General features: G+C 67.1%; 13 protein-coding genes and 2 pseudogenes. 5 read left to right on the top strand and 10 right to left on the bottom strand.

All coding sequences use genetic code 11. The features are described from left to right. Position 1: 1 nt before the first annotated feature. Positions 2 to 1,951, bottom strand: coding sequence for a TAT-dependent nitrous-oxide reductase (gene nosZ / locus JAO75_RS09250; RefSeq protein WP_199048545.1), 1,950 nt, complete (start codon positions 1,949 to 1,951; stop codon positions 2 to 4). A 17-nt stretch (positions 1,952 to 1,968) separates the two neighbouring features. Further along, positions 1,969 to 4,293, bottom strand: coding sequence for a NosR/NirI family protein (locus JAO75_RS09255; protein WP_199048547.1), 2,325 nt, complete (start codon positions 4,291 to 4,293; stop codon positions 1,969 to 1,971). 322 nt (positions 4,294 to 4,615) lie between these two features. On the opposite strand from JAO75_RS09255, the gene JAO75_RS09260 reads away from it, so the two are divergent. Continuing rightward, entirely contained in the window at positions 4,616 to 5,491 is an 876-nt protein-coding gene (locus JAO75_RS09260) for a ferritin family protein (RefSeq protein WP_199048549.1), read from the top strand. Between the two features lie 115 nt (positions 5,492 to 5,606). On the opposite strand, the pseudogene JAO75_RS09265 reads toward JAO75_RS09260, so the two are convergent. From JAO75_RS09265 to JAO75_RS09295, 7 genes and pseudogenes are all read right to left on the bottom strand, one after another. Further along, positions 5,607 to 5,829 (bottom strand): annotated as a pseudogene (locus tag JAO75_RS09265) (nitrous oxide reductase family maturation protein NosD); the annotation flags it as partial. Between the two features lie 47 nt (positions 5,830 to 5,876). Then, entirely contained in the window at positions 5,877 to 7,472 is a 1,596-nt protein-coding gene (locus tag JAO75_RS09270; protein ID WP_199048551.1) for a copper resistance CopC/CopD family protein, read from the bottom strand. A gap of 46 nt (positions 7,473 to 7,518) precedes the next feature. Next, positions 7,519 to 8,055, bottom strand: a complete 537-nt coding sequence (locus JAO75_RS09275) for a YcnI family copper-binding membrane protein (RefSeq protein WP_199048552.1) — start codon at positions 8,053 to 8,055, stop codon at positions 7,519 to 7,521. Positions 8,056 to 8,098: 43 nt separating this feature from the next. After that, complete coding sequence (locus tag JAO75_RS09280; protein ID WP_199048553.1) at positions 8,099 to 8,488, bottom strand: hypothetical protein; 390 nt, start codon at positions 8,486 to 8,488, stop codon at positions 8,099 to 8,101. Between the two features lie 6 nt (positions 8,489 to 8,494). Beyond that, on the bottom strand, positions 8,495 to 9,670 hold the full coding sequence (locus JAO75_RS09285; RefSeq protein WP_199048554.1) for a hypothetical protein: 1,176 nt from the start codon (positions 9,668 to 9,670) through the stop codon (positions 8,495 to 8,497). A 107-nt stretch (positions 9,671 to 9,777) separates the two neighbouring features. After that, a complete protein-coding gene (locus JAO75_RS09290; RefSeq protein ID WP_199048555.1) occupies positions 9,778 to 10,113 on the bottom strand; it encodes a metal-sulfur cluster assembly factor in 336 nt (111 codons plus the stop codon). 149 nt (positions 10,114 to 10,262) lie between these two features. Beyond that, entirely contained in the window at positions 10,263 to 10,961 is a 699-nt protein-coding gene (locus JAO75_RS09295) for a Crp/Fnr family transcriptional regulator (protein WP_199048556.1), read from the bottom strand. Positions 10,962 to 11,250: 289 nt separating this feature from the next. On the opposite strand from JAO75_RS09295, the gene JAO75_RS09300 reads away from it, so the two are divergent. Together JAO75_RS09300 and JAO75_RS09305 are read left to right on the top strand one after the other, a co-directional pair. Next, the gene (locus tag JAO75_RS09300; RefSeq protein ID WP_199048557.1) at positions 11,251 to 11,706 is read left to right on the top strand and encodes a pseudoazurin; all 456 of its coding nucleotides are present in this window, start codon (positions 11,251 to 11,253) and stop codon (positions 11,704 to 11,706) included. 156 nt (positions 11,707 to 11,862) lie between these two features. Then, complete coding sequence (locus JAO75_RS09305; protein ID WP_199048559.1) at positions 11,863 to 13,044, top strand: NnrS family protein; 1,182 nt, start codon at positions 11,863 to 11,865, stop codon at positions 13,042 to 13,044. On the opposite strand, the gene JAO75_RS09310 is transcribed toward JAO75_RS09305, so the two are convergent. After that, the gene (locus JAO75_RS09310; RefSeq protein WP_199048561.1) at positions 13,019 to 13,372 is read right to left on the bottom strand and encodes a cytochrome C oxidase subunit IV family protein; all 354 of its coding nucleotides are present in this window, start codon (positions 13,370 to 13,372) and stop codon (positions 13,019 to 13,021) included. The two genes, JAO75_RS09305 and JAO75_RS09310, sit on opposite strands and share 26 nt — an antisense overlap. 387 nt (positions 13,373 to 13,759) lie before the next feature. Here JAO75_RS09310 and JAO75_RS09315 point away from each other — a divergent pair, with 387 nt between their 5' ends. Then, complete coding sequence (locus tag JAO75_RS09315) at positions 13,760 to 13,921, top strand: NepR family anti-sigma factor (protein ID WP_199048563.1); 162 nt, start codon at positions 13,760 to 13,762, stop codon at positions 13,919 to 13,921. A gap of 337 nt (positions 13,922 to 14,258) precedes the next feature. After that, positions 14,259 to 14,588: pseudogene (locus JAO75_RS25350) on the top strand (gamma-glutamylcyclotransferase); the annotation flags it as partial. Between the last annotated feature and the right edge of the window lie 41 nt (positions 14,589 to 14,629).

Genomic DNA, 14,629 nt, shown 5'->3' on the forward strand with positions numbered 1-14,629 from the left:
GTCAGGACGCCTGCGGCTCGACGAACATCCGGCCCTTCATCTCCATGTGCATGGCATGGCAGAACCAGGAGCAGAAGTACCAGTACACGCCGGGCCGGTCCGCCGTGAACGTGACCGAGGCCGTGGCCTGGGGCGCCACCTCCATGTTGATGCCGTAATTGACGATGGCGAAGCCGTGGGTCAGGTCCTCGACCTCGTCGACATTGGTCACGTACACCGTCACCTCGTCGCCCTGCTTCACCTGGAAGGACTCCAGCCCATAGGCAGGTGCGGCCGAGGTCATGTAGACCCGCACCTTGTTGCCGTCGCGGATCACCTCCGAGTCGGTTTCCAGGGTGATGCCGTCGGCCTTGGCCTGCTGCACCGCATCGGCGAAGAACGGGTCGTCGCGCTTCCAGGTATGCACCGGGTTGATCTTGGAACGGTGCACGATGGTGGCGTCGTGCGGCTCCGCGAAGCTCGGGCCGTCATGGACGAGCACCATGCGATCACCGGAGATGTCGATGAGCTGGTCGTTCTCAGGCTTGAGCGGGCCGACGTTGAGGTAGCGGTCCTTCGAGAATTTGTTCAGCGAGATCAGCCACTTGCCGTCCGCCTCCTTGGTCTGCCCCATGGAGGTGTGGTTGTGACCCGGTTGATAATGCACGTCGAGCTTCTGGATCACCGGATTGACCTTCTCGCCCGCGAAGGCACGCCGGGCGAGGTCGATGTTCCACTTCACCACCTGGCTGTCGAGGAACAGCGTCGTGTAGGCGTTGCCCTTGCCGTCATAAGCGGTGTGCAGCGGGCCGAGACCCAGCTCCGGCTCGGCCACGACCACGTCACGCGGCTTGATCTTGTCCGCGAACAGGTCGTCGAGCTTGCGGGCGTCGAAGACCGTAACGGTCGGCGACAGCTTGCCGTTGGCCACGAAGTGGATGCCGTCCGGCGCGGTGTTGATGCCGTGCGGGCTGTTCGCCACCGGAATGTAGCGGGTGAACTTCGAGCCCTGGCGGCCGTCGAGGAGGGGTACGCCGCCCACCGTCTGGGCTTCGCCGGCCTTCACGGCGTCCTCAATGGCCTTGAGGTTGAAGACGACGACCCAGTCCTGCTCCTTGGCCATCATCTCTGCCAGCGTCACACCCTCTTCCGAGTTGTAGCAGGTGGCCCAGGCGTACTTGCCCTGGTAATCGGCGTCGACGTTGTCGAGGTTGCCGTCGACCCGGATCTGCCACGCCACCTTCATGGTATCGCCGTCGACGGCCGTGAAGATCGACGAATACTGCTTCGGGTCGTCGAGGATCTTGCCGTCGTTCGGGATCGGCACGCGATCCTCGCCGTTGCAGAACACGTAGCCCGTGCGCGGGTACTTCTGCACGCGCAGCCCGTGGACCGTGTGCTGGTTGGGCAACTGGATGATCTTGTCGCACTTCATCACGTCGAGCCGGATTCGGGCGACGCGGGTGTTCAGCTTGTCGTTCACGAACAGGTAGCGCCCGTCGTAGGTGCCGTCCGTGAAGGACAGGTGGGGGTGGTGCAGGTCACCGGCCGTGTAGACCCCGCCCTTGTCCTTGAGATACTCGACGCTATCCGGCGTCAGGCCCTCGGTGAGGATCTTGCGGCTCTCGTTGGTCTGGCCCCAGCCGGTGGCGCTGTCGCGGTTGAAGACCGGGATGCGCATCAACTCGCGCATGGACGGCAGGCCGACGATGCGCACCTCGCCGGTCTGGCCGCTGGAGAAGAACACGTAGTACTCGTCGAGCTCGCCGGGCTTGACCTCGTACTTGTTGGCGACCGCGGGGCGCGCGGCCGGCGCGCCAGGAGCCGTCTGCGCCTCGGCCGGCGTGACCAAGCCCGCATCCTTCAGGGACACCCCGCCCGCGACGCCTGTCGCTCCGGCGGCCGCCACCGCGGCAGTCGTTCCAAGCAACTGGCGACGGCTGAGGCCGTTTTTGTTTTCTTCCTGTGACACGTGAGTCTCCTTCTTGGTCATGAAGCGGTGGTCGGAACGTCGGCCGCTGTCGGTTCGTCCGTGGGCGCTCCGACGGCCTTTCCCTTGTGGGTGATGATCGGTTTAGCGGGTCCGCTGCCGCCGTCTTTGCTCTGGCGCATGGACGGCGACGAAAGGGCCTCGCGCTTCTCGCGCTTCAGGCGGACCTGGATCATGTGCGGGCAGCGCTGATCGTCGTGGTACAGCTCCTGGCAATGCATGCAGTAGATGCACTCGTTGACGTTGATCACGCCTTCCGGGTGGATCGACTGAACCGGGCATTCCTTGGCGCAGCGCTGGCAGGGCGAGCCGCACTCGGGCCAACGCTTGAGCCATTCGAACATGCGGATTCTGCCGGGGATCGCGAGCGCCGCGCCCAAAGGGCAGAGATAGCGGCAGAAGAAGCGTTCGATGAACAGGCCGGCCGCGAGCAGCGTCAGGGCGTAGATGACGAACGGCCAGTCGCGGACGAACTTCAGGATGATGGCGGTCTTGAACGGCTCGACCTCGGCGAAGACCTCGGCGAGCGCCACGTTGTAGAGCGAGAGGCCGAACAGGCCGAGGAAGATGATGTACTTGATCGGCCACAGGCGCTCGTGCAGGCCCCACGGCACGGTGATCTGCGGTACCTTCAGCCATTGCGCGATGTTGTTGGTCAGCTCCTGAAGCGCGCCGAAGGGGCAGAGCCAGCCGCAGAAGGGTCCGCGGCCCCAGAACAGCAGCGCCGCCGCGACCGCGGCCCAGAGGATGAAGATCAGCGGCGCGGCGAGGAAGAACTCCCAGTTGAAGTCCGTGATGAGGGAATTCGTGAAGGTCAGGACGTTGACGACCGAGAGCTGGGCGTTGGCGTACCAGCCGAGCCAGACCAGCGTGAACGTCAGATAGGCGCGGCGCACCCAGACGTAGACCTTCGGGCGCTTCACCAAGGCATCCTGGAAGAAGAAGATCGCGGTGAGGACGGCAAGCGCAATGGCCGCGATGCCGATGGAAACGGTGTTCGTCTTCCAGATCTTGAGCCAGAGCGGCTCGTCGATCTCTCCGGCGGCCAGCGCGTCGGCATCGTTCAATGACGGCTCGGCAGGAGGTGCCGCCTGCACGGGCGCACTCGGCTGCCCTTGGACCTGGGCCTGCTGCGAAGGGGCCGGAGCGGGCGTCGGTGCCGGGGCGGGAGGCTGCTCGATCCGCAGATACTGGTCCGGCAGCGTGTATTCGAGATTGTAGGTCAGGAAGGCCCGGTCGCGGGCGCCGACGTTGCGTTGGACGAGCAGCTGCACCTGCCATGGCTCCGTGAGGTCGAGCTTGAAGTCCTCCGGCACCACGAACAGGGCGATCTCGCGCAGGGCAGGCGCACCCGCGGCCGCGAGGTCGCCGAGGCGGGTGTGGTTGCGGTCGCGGAAGCGGATGCCCTGGCCGCCCTGGAGCAGTTCGATGCGGTCGAAGATGCCGCCGCGGACATAGCCCGAGCCCTTGAAGGAGTAGACACCGTCACCGGCAACAACGATGGCCTGCTGGTCCGGCTTGAGGCGGGACTTGAGCTGCTCGTAGCCTGCGTCGCCAAGCAGGCTGCGCCCGATGGTGGGCACGCTCACGGGCGCGACGTACATGTCGATGAAGGTGTCGTTCGGGTCGCCAGTTTCCGCGTTGTTGGCCGCCTCCTGGTTGCCCGCCTGGAGGTAGGCCTCGTTGACCTCGCCAACGGTGAGTGACAGGCGCCGGACCGAGCCGTCGCCGAGAAGAGTCTGCCAGTCCCGGACCTCGCTCTTCGACAGGTCCACGGTCTTTACGGCCGCCGGAGCAGCCGCGGCCGCTCCGGCGGTTTGACCGCCACCTGCGCCGAGGCGGCCGCTGCGGATCAGCCGCACGGCGGAGCGCACGACGCTGTCGCCCATGACGAGAACCGTCACGGTGGCGCCGCTGACGATGTCGACCTGGGGCGGGCGCTCCGCGCCCGTCGAGACCGGCTTCATGTCCTTGCCGATGAGCTTGTTCATCGCGTCGACAATGCGACGCTCGGGGATGCCGATGAGGACGATGGGCTCCTTGTGGTCGACGAGCTTGATGCCCGTAATGACGCCGTTCGGGTCGATGCCGACCAGCATGTGGATCGGCTTGCCCGAATAGCCGGTGGTGCCCGTGAAGTCGGAGTTGAGGTAGACGTAGCCGAGCAGGCGGTCGCCCTGCTGCACAGGGATGAGCGGCGGATCGCCTTGGGGCGTGCCGAAGCGGTCAGCGCCTGGGAAGAACTCGCTAGGCTGCGCCTTGGGGAGGAACTCCTGCACGCGCCCGGCTGCCAGGGCTTGCCCTGCCCACAACAGAAGGATCATGGCCCCCAGCAGGGCCAGAACCCGAAGAACCTGCAGAGTGGTGATGGAGAAGGATCGGGCGGGGTTTAACGAATTCGATCTTTCCAACAGGGACCGTCCAGCGTCAGAGTGTGCTTCTGAACAGAAAACACGGAACGGTCGGCGGGCCAGAAAGGTTCCGCTTGCCGTGTCGTGATTTTCCGGGGCTGGATCGGTGAAGATCATGAAGCCCGGCACTCTATGAAACAGCCGAGCTTGTATTGCTTTGATCTGGCGCAAATTGACGGATCATGCATCCCTCGTCAACCTCTGGCGCCATCGTCAGCATCATGAGGAGAGTCCGATGTCGCTTCTGAAAGCTGAGCCGACGGGAACCGTGAGGTCCCTGGAGGAGCTGTTCGCCATCGCCGCCGCCATGGAGCATGAGGCTGCGACCCGCTACGCCGAGATTGCCGCACGCATGCGCCATGAGGGCAATCCTGCGCTGGCGGAGGTGTTCGAGCGCCTGTCCGCCGACGAGCAGGGCCACCTCGACGGCGTCGTGCATTGGTCGCAGAAGACCAAGGGGCAGGATCCCGATCCGGCGCGGATCCGCTGGGCGCTGCCAGAGACCTTCGACGACGAGGGGGCGGCCACAACGGATCCCAAGCTGCTGAGCGCCTACCGCGCGCTCTCGATGGCGGTGCGCAATGAGGAGCGCGCCTTCGCCTTCTGGAGCTACGTGGCGGCGCATGCGGAGGTGCCCGAGATCCAGCACGCGGCCGAGACAATGGCCCACGAGGAACTCGGACATGTGGCGACTCTTCGACGGGAGAGGCGGAAGGCCTTTCATGTTGAGCGCAGGCATACGGGCGCTGCCGGGGAGGGCGGGCAAGCGGATCTTGCCGCCCTGGAGCGGCGGCTCGCCGATCTGCTCGATCCCCTCGCGGCCAAGGCTTCGCCTGAGGAGGGCGCACGCCTCAAGGGCTTTGCCGACGAGGCGCGGCATCACGCGCAGCAGCTTGAGCGATTCCCCATCGTCGTGCCCGGCGCACGGCCCATGGACACAACACCGGATGACCCTGTCGCTTTGGCCGAACTGCTGACCGACCGCTACCTCGAAGCCGGCGACACTCTGCAGGACGAGCAGGCGCTGGGGCGGGTGCAGGCGCTCGCCGGACGCGCCATCGCCCGCCTCGCCTGGCTGCGGGCGGACCTTCCCGAGTTGCAACGAGCCTGACCGCGCGGGCTCGCCCTGGCAGCAAAGTGGGCGGCTTCGAAGAATATCAAGGCCGCTGTCTTGGGGAATGGTGCCGCTTCGCCGGTGCCCGTGCCACCTGTCATGGGGCCGCCGGTTATGGCCGGCTTGCTGCGGCGGGCTTCGGGCGCGCGGGCGGCACCATGAGAGGGCGGCTGTCGCCGCCCGGCAGCAGGGCGGGGAACTGTGTCTGCGCCCAGCGGATCACCTCCACGGCGGGGCTGTTCATCAGCACCTTCCTGCGGCGCGGTCCAGAGCACCCGGCCCACGAGGTCGTTCGGGCGGTAGGCACCATCGCCAGTACAGTCTCCGGGCAGATTGAGGAGATTGGGCGGGGTGACACCGGCTGCCGCGGGTGCATCTGGCTTCATGGCCGGAGCGTGATGCTCCCTTCAAGGCTGGCTTTCTCGAAGTCGCTGACAAGGATCTCGACCCTGAGCTGCCAGGGCCCCGCCAACGGCAGAACCAGGCCGTCGACCTCCCACCCCCGCTCCACCCTCTGGGCCTGGCGTTCGAGGGGCCCGATGCCGGCGTCGGGCCTGCTGAGGACGAGCGTCACCTCCTTCGGATCGACCGGCGCGGCACGTCCCGAGGCGATCACGACCCTGGCCCGGACGGTGCCGACGCGGCCCGGCGACAGGGTCACCTGGGCCATCAGGTTCGGCGTGTGCAGGTGGACGCTGGCCGATGAGGCGGCCTCGGCGGCCGGGGCCAGGGCCCGCGGCGGCGGCGTGAAGCGCCACAGGCCCACCAGCGCCAGGATGGCCAGCGACAAGACAATCTCCGCCGCGACCGAGCGGACAAGCCACGTTCCGCCGGCTCCCTCCGGGTTCGCCAGGGCCGGGGTGAGCCAAAGCCGGTTCGCAGCCGCCAGGCCAAGCAGCCCCGCGACGAGCGCCAGCTTGGCGATCAGGACTTGCCCATAGGCGGTTCCAATGAGGTTCATGGGAGCCTCCACTTGGACCACAGCGAGCGCGAGGCCGGCCAGCGTCAGGACGGCCACGGCGACCAGAGCGCCGGCCGAGAAGCGGCGCGCCGCCGGGAGGGTCTGCGTGGGTGCCCGGCGAACCATGAGGGCTAAGGGGATCAGGGCTCCGATCCAGTACGCAACCGCAACGGCGTGGAGGAACACGGCGGGACGCGTTAGCCATTGCGGGGCCGCCGCGCTGGCGTGGCCGCTCAGCGCGAGGGCCAGCCCGACGCCCGCCAGGGCGGCAAGGCTGCCGGCCCGCCGCCACCTTTCTCCCCGGGCATGCAGGCCGATCCACGCCAGGAGGAGGGCTGCCACCGCAGTCGCGACCGTCAGACCGAACGAGGTTTGCCATCCGGCAACCCATGGGGCCGCCGTACCCGAGGCGGCAAGCGGCTGCCCCAGGGCGTCGAGGCCCTGGAGCCCAAGTGAGAGCACCGCCGCAACGGCGCCCAGGACAAGCATGCCTGCCAGGGGACGTGCCGCCTTGCCGGGTGGCAGGCCCGGAGCGACCCAGGCTAGGAAGAACACGCCTCCGGTTCCCGCGAAAAGCCCGATGTAAAGGGTCACCCGGGCGAGCCAAAGCGCACCGCGGATGGCCTCGTTCCCCTCCGTGAGCGGCTGGGCCGCCGTGCCGGTCGGTGCGCCGATGGAAAAGACCAGGGAGCCGCTGATCGGATGGCCGTCGCCCGAGGCCACGCGGTAGCTGAGAATGTGGCTGCCGCGGGGAAGGTCCGCCGGCAGGCCGATCTCCAGCACCTCGTTGCGGCTGGTCACCGCCAGGTCCCGGTGCGTCCGGCCGCGGGCGTCGACAAGGGTGACGACCAGCGGGGACACGGGCTCGTTGAACTGCAACCGTGCCGCCCGGGGGGCTTCCTCCAGCACCACGCCATCGGCCGGATGGGCCTCGACGAGCGCCGCATGCGCAAGGACACGCTCGCTCCCGCCCAGGATCGCGAGCGTCAGCCATAGAAAGATGAGAACCAAGCGCATAGCAAGCAGGCGGGAGCCGCCTGAGAGACGGCTCCCCGCTCCCTTGTCAGTGGGTGGCCTTGGCCGGAAGAAGCTTCAGCCCCGGTGCTGGATACTGGTAGTCGTCCGCGCTCTTGCCCTCGGCCGGGATCTCGATCCAGCGGTCCGCCTTGCCGCCTTCGCATTCCTGCACGACCGGGATGTAGAGCATGGTGTCCGGCTTGAGGCTGTTCGTCAGATAGGCGCGGAAGACGAACTCGTCGTAGTGCTCGTCGAGCAGCTTGCCCGTCCAGATGATCTCGCGCACGCCTTCGGACGTCGCCATGCCGTGGTAGTCGTAAGTCTTTTCGTAGGAAGCTTTGACGGTCTCCATCTCCCATCCCGGCTTGGGCATGGGCTTGACGTTGATGACGCCCTCTGGAATGCGCACCCGCAGCTTCAGGGTTGGCGCCCCTTCGCAGCCATGGCCGACGCGCAGCACCGCCTTGTAGGTGGAGGCGACGGGGGCCTGTTGCGCTTCGAGGGTGGTGTGGGCCAGCGCCGTGCCGGCGAGCGCGAGGAGGGCGGTGGCGGCAAGCGCCCCGCGAAGAAAGGTCGTGGTCATGATGTTTCCTGTCGGATTGAGGGATGTCGCTTGATCGAAGGCTTCAAGCCCGCGCAGGCGGCGCCCGGGCTCCGACAGGAAGGAGCAGGGGAATCCTTGGCACCGCCATAGGCCGGCCGGTGCCATAGACAGCAGCGCCAGCCTCCCGCCCCGGCAGGAACGCAAGGATGTGATCCGTGGGCGGACCAGGCAGCCCGGGGCAGACGCTCAGGATGCAGCACGGCGGCTTGTGCGCGGGACTGTCGGCGGGGCCGCCCGCATCATGCTCGGCGAACGCCGCATGGTGGGCATGGACCTGCGCGGTTTCACCGCCAAAGGCCGACGGGCCCATCGTCCCAAGGGCCATGGCGGCAATGTGGAGAACCAGCGCAAGGGCGGAGACAAGCGCCGTCGCCTGTCGCCTCCACTTCGCGCTGCGCTCCATCCATGCCATGTCGGGCTACCTAGGCCTGCGCTCAGGCGGATCAACGCGGACGCGATCCGTCACGTTTGGTTCTGCCGGACCGGGAGCCTTGCGGCCATTCCGCGATGTCATGGCCAGGCTGGCGGCAAACCCGGTGAGAGCGAGCAGCGTAAGGGCGCCGCTTGCCATCCGTCCGACGTCCCATCCCGCAAGCCCGGCGCCCGCCCGCACGGCAACAGACACGTGCAGCAGCGCGAGCGGCAGGTAGAGAATGGGGGCGTAGCGAAGCCTGAGGCGGGCAACGGCGGGCAGGATGATGAGCGCGTGCCCGAACACCATCGAGAGCACGAACCCGATCAGGACCGCGTGCAGGGCAAGGTCATATCCGAAGCTACTTTCTCCCGGAGGGAACGCGATCAACACGAGCCCAGCCACGCCCAACCAGGCGTAACCAGCCAGCATGCACGCCGCCATGAAGCGGGTTTGCCCTGTCCTGCGGACATTCAGCAGGGCAATGTCATGCCGCATCAGCCACACGGTGGTGACGAGCAGCGCCAGGCCGAACAGGATCGCGCCGTTTTCGGTCATGAGGCCGTTTTGGGCGCCGACGACGAGCAAGCCGACGGCGAACAGGAACAGGACCTCGCTGCCGCGCCGCTGCGGCATCAGGCGGCTGAGCTCCAGGCGTTCGCCCGCGATGGTCAGGATCAGGAAGGCGAGCCACCAGCCCACCAGGTCGGGCACCGGGCCGTCCATGAGCCAGAGGACGTTCCCCGCCAGCCAGGCACAGGCACCGAACAGAAGGGCGCCGGTGAACACGGCCGGCTGCTGCCGGGTGATCAGCAGCGATGCGCCGGCCAGCACCGCCGCGGCGGCTGCGTACGCACCGGCGCCCAAGGCCTCCGGCGCTCCGGCGAGCAGGAGCAGCGTGCCAAGTGCCGAGAGGGCAGGGGCGCCATAGCTCCAGTCGCGGCCCAGCGCCACGGCGCGCTCCAGGCTGATCACCGTGCCGAACAGGCCGGAGATCATGAGGGGACCGTGCAGGGCGGCGAGGGAGGCACCGGCCGGCAAGGTCCAGCCGAGCCGTCCCAGCGCCCCGTACAGGCCCGCGATCAAAGCGAGGGCTCCGAGGGCCAGGAACGCAAGCCGCAGCTCCAGGCGGGGCTTGGTGCCCGCCAGTGGCAGGGTGGCCGATGAAGACATGTCAGACATTCAAGCAACTCTCCTGACGCCGGCATTCAAGGAACCGGTCTGCCATTGTGCCGGTGCAACGGCGGCCGCGGGATAGGCTCGGCCCGGGTCAGGCCGGGGCGGAGCCGTCATGCGGCCTTGCGCCGGGCGCGGCCCAACAGCTCCTGCCCCCGCGGCGTGATGCGGTCGGGCGTCCAGAGCGGACTCCACACCAAGTCGACCGCGATGCCTGGCGCCTCCGGAAACCGGCGCGCCAGGCGCTCGCGGGCATCCTCCAATATCATCTCCCCGAGCGGGCAGGCCCGGGTCGTCAGGGTGAGCGCCACGGTAATGCCATCCTCAGTCCGTGAGGCCCGATAGACGAGGCCGAGGTCGACCACGCTGAGGCCGACCTCCGGATCCATCACGTCCTGAAGGCAATCGAGGATGTCAGGGTGGAGGGGATGAGTCGCGGTCCGGGTCATGCCATGCTCCTTGAAAATGAGCCCGACATAAGCCCTGAGGCCCGGACGCTCTTTGCCCCGGCGCAAACAGGGCCGCGAATGTCCCGAGGGCTGGATCCGGCGCACGGCCGGACCGGCCGCCCGCGTGGTCGGCCCACCGCCTCCCTGTCCTAGCCGGGCGAGCCTTCGGCAAGCAGGAACAGTTTGTGCGGGTCGCGAAGGATGATCCGCTGACGCCCGCCCTCGACCAGGCCCTGGCTCTCCCAGGCGCTCAGGACACGGCTCACCGTGTGCAGGGTGGTGCCGGTCATCTCGGCCACGTCCTGGCGCGTGATCGGAAAATCGATCTCGATCCCGGCCTCGATCCCCCGCCCGGACTGCCGCGCCAGCCGGAGCAGCGCGTGGGCGACACGGCGCTCGACCTCCTCGGTCGACATCTCCACCACCCGGGTGTGGGCGTCCTGCAGCCGGCTGCCCACGGTCTGGAGCGTGTTGACCGCAAGCCCAGGATACGTTGCCGCGAGACGTGGCCACGCGGCGGAGGGCCAGACCAGGGCGATGCTGTCCACCACGGCATGGGCCGTCGCCGGATACGTCGCGCGGCCGATGGCCATGGCGATGCCGAAGACCTCGCCGGGGGTGACGAAGCGGACCACCACCTGCTGCCCATCGGGGGTGAGCTTGAACACGCGCAGGCGGCCGTGCAGCAGCACGAAGAAGGAATGGGCCCCCTCGTCCTGCTGGAACACGTTCGTTCCCTTGGCATAGCGGACCGACTGCGCCTCCTGGAGCAATTGATCGATCTGCTCCGGCGCAAGGCCGGCGAAGACAGGGACATTCGCCACGAGTGAACGATCAACACCAGCCATGCGCCTGCCTTTCCCTCAAATGACACGGGTGCTGCTCGCCGGTCCGCATCCGTGCCAGGATAACAGCCGTATGCCACGCTCTGTTCGCAAGGGCCAGACGCCCCGCGCGACGCGGCGCTCCCACGGTATTTGCCCCAGCGCAAACAGCGGCTCGTTCCTGCGATGGCCTCCGCGCAAATATGCCAACTCCTTGCGCGAGATCAAACACAGACGAACCCGCGAGGCGTATCACCGGCCCAAGAGCTTCAGACAGGAGCTCAAATGTTTCGCATCGCAACAGGAGACAATCATGCGGAAGATTATTGTGCTCGGCGCCCTGGTGGCGGCCCTTGGCTTTGCAGGTGCCGCCGGCGCGGCCGAGGTCGAGGTCAAGATGCTCAACAAGGGCACTGAAGGCGTCATGGTGTTCGAGCCGGCGCTCGTGAAGATCAATCCCGGGGACACGGTCAAGTTCGTCGCTTCCGACAAGGGGCACAACGTCGAGGTGATCGACGGCATGCTGCCGGAAGGCGGGCAGAAGTTCGTCGGCAAGATCAACGAGGAGCTCGCCATCACCTTCGACAAGCCCGGCGTCTACGGCTACAAGTGCAAGCCCCATTACGGCATGGGCATGGTCGGCATGATCGTGGTCGGCGACGCGACCAACGTGGATCAGGCCAAGGAGGCCAAGCATCCGGGCAAGGCCAAGCAGGCTTTTGCAAATCTCTTCGACAAGCTGGCCACGACCACGACCGCTGCGAAGTAAAAGTTTTGTCCGGACTCCTCGTGTCGCCGCGGTGAACCTGCCGCGGCGGCGCCAGCCATCTTGCATTTTCCGTCGGGCCGGGCGGCCGGTTGCCGTGTCCGACCTGCAGCCGCCGGGGTTCGCTTGCCGGCGTGAACCCAGCGAAGGAGGCCTGTAATGGCTCCCATTCCCCGCCTGCGGGACTATCGGGGACCCGCGCTCCTCTCCTACGGCTTCCGGCCGTTCTTCCTCTTCGGTTCGCTCTATGCCGGTCTCTCGATCCTGGCGTGGCTGCCGATGTTCTACGGCGAACTCGCGCTGTCGACGGCCTTCGCGCCACGCGACTGGCACATCCACGAGATGCTCTACGGCTACCTTCCGGCGGTGATCACCGGCTTCCTGCTGACCGCGGTCCCGAACTGGACCGGACGCATGCCGCTGCAGGGCCGGCCGCTGCTCGTCCTTGTGCTGGTCTGGGCTGTGGGCCGGGTCGCCGTCACCACCTCGGCCTGGATTGGCTGGGAAGCAGCGGCCGTGATCGACAACGCGTTCCTGCTGTTGGTCGCAGGGGCCATGGGCCGGGAGATCATCAAAGGAAAGAACTGGCGCAATCTCAAGGTCCTGATCGCTCTCGGGGTCCTCCTTGCCGGCAACACCCTCTTCCACATCGAGGCGCATGTCCTCGGCGCCGCGGACTACGGCATCCGTTTCGGGATTGCTGCCACGATGATGCTGATCATGCTGATCGGCGGCCGCATCATCCCGAGCTTCACCCGCAACTGGCTCGTGCGCGAGAACCCCGGCCGCCTGCCGGCGCCATTCGGCCGCTTCGACATGGTCACCATGGTTGCCGCCGGTGCGGCCCTCCTGGCGTGGATCGCCGCGCCCGGCTGGAGCGTGACCGGGGCGATGCTGATCGCGGCCGGCCTGCTCCAGGTGGCGCGCTTGGCGCGCTGGGCCGGGGAGCGCACCTGGCGTGACCGGCTCGTCTTCATTCTCCATATTGCCTATGCCTTCGTGCCGCTCGGCTTCGTGCTGACCGGGCTGGCTGCCTTGGGTCTTGTGCCCACGGCCGCCGGGGTCCACGCCTGGTCGGGCGGCGCCATGGGCATCATGACACTGGCCGTGATGTCCCGGGCGAGCCTCGGGCACACCGGCCGGGCGCTGGTCGCGTCCGCGGCCATGCAGGGGCTCTACCTCCTGCTCATCGTCGGTGCGCTCGCGCGGGTCTGCGCCGCCGTACATCCGGCGTGGAGCGACGCGCTACTGCACCTGGCCGGCCTGTCGTGGGCCGGTGCCTTTGTCGGCTTCGCATTGGTTTACTGGAACGTGTTCACGTGTCCGCGCGTGACGGCCTGATCCCTTCCGTAGCGATGCGTGGATCCTGCGGCGGCGTGTCATCCCTGAATGATCGCCAGTCAACGCCGTAGGCGGCGAACAGCAGGCCGCCGATGACGACGAGATAGACGTAAAGGCGCGCTCGCCATCCAGGTGAGGCCCGTCGCAGCCCCAGAAAATGCCGCAGGATGGCGGCGGCCTTAAATCCTGAGACCGCGACCACGACGCCAGCGCCGGCCCAGCCGAGCAGGGAGACATCCCCTTTGGCTCCGCCGACCTCCATGGCGGTGAGGGTCGGGAGGGTGAGAATGAGCCAAGTGCCGTGCTGATTGCGGCCGTCGCCGATCATCGGCTTCGCTGCGGTCCTGCACTGGAAGGGACGCTGGACCCGGGCGGAATGGCGGTTGCCATCCTCATGACCACCGGGTTCGCGGCCATGCTGTTCCTAAGCCAATGATCATCGTGCCAGCGTCAGAACCGGACCTTGCCTTGGTGAGGGCCGGCCTGGTTGCGCGGGTGAGAAAGCTCCCACCTGTGGTGGTTGGCGCAGCGCTTATTGCAGCATCGTCTATTCCTGGGCGCTGCCCCAGCTCTGCCGCCGTGTGTTTTGCGGCCCAGCTGAAACCAGGCCAGGGCCTCGCGGGTTGCCGATAACCTAAGTTAATCAAGACGCTGCAAGGCATGGCGCCGCTTCCGCGCTATGCCTGGTGACTGATGCCAAAGCTATTGCGATCCGATGAAACAGATTCCGAACAGCCTCAACCTGACCCAGGATCAGGTGAATCTCATCCTCGGTCAGATGCTGGCCAGCCTCTACCAGGACCTTGTGGACGCGCCCGTCCCCGAGCGCCTGAGGACGCTGCTCCACCAGCTGGAGGAGCAACGCCCGTTAGGCTGAGGACAGGTCGCCGAACCCTCGATGGGAGGGAAGCTGGGCAGGCCAATGAGCGTGGGCGCTGGCCGCGCTGTGGCCATGCCACCATGGCCGGCAAAGAAACTCCCTCGCCGGGAAGCCCCGGGAGGGAGAGGGGATCCAGAGGGAGGAAGAACTCTGAAGCCCGCCCAGGCTGCCCGATTCCGGGTACGCCGACCATGACCCAAGTTAAACGCGGCCGCGAATTGTGTGGGGACGGCCCGGCGGGATGTCGGCGGGTGCCTCCTGGCGACAATGCGCCTGCTCAGGTATTATTGATGGAGGCCATCGACCGTCAGGGAGTGACCGAATGGCAGCCCGAATGGCGCTCACGCCGGAGCACGTGGCGCGGGTCCATCGCATCCTGGAGGATCCCGGTCCGGACCCCAACCTCGCCTATCACACGGCCGAGGATTATGAAGCCGTTGTGCAAAGCCTGCTTGCCTCGCATCCCGGCGGGCCGGACACCTGGCTGTTCGCCTATGGCTCCCTGATCTGGAAGCCGGAACTGGAGCATGCCGAAGCGCGGCGCGGCGCGGCCCGGGGCTGGCACCGCTCGTTCTGCTTCCGGATCGAGCGCTTCCGCGGCACCAAGGAACAGCCCGGGCTGATGATGTCGCTCGACCGCGGCGGCATGTGCCGGGGTGTCGTCTTCCGGCTCACGCCGGATGACCTCGAAGGGCAGCTCCGAAA

Origin of the sequence: Microvirga splendida (assembly GCF_016427565.1) — a bacterium.
In the GTDB taxonomy this organism is placed as follows: Bacteria; Pseudomonadota; Alphaproteobacteria; order Rhizobiales; family Beijerinckiaceae; genus Microvirga; species Microvirga splendida.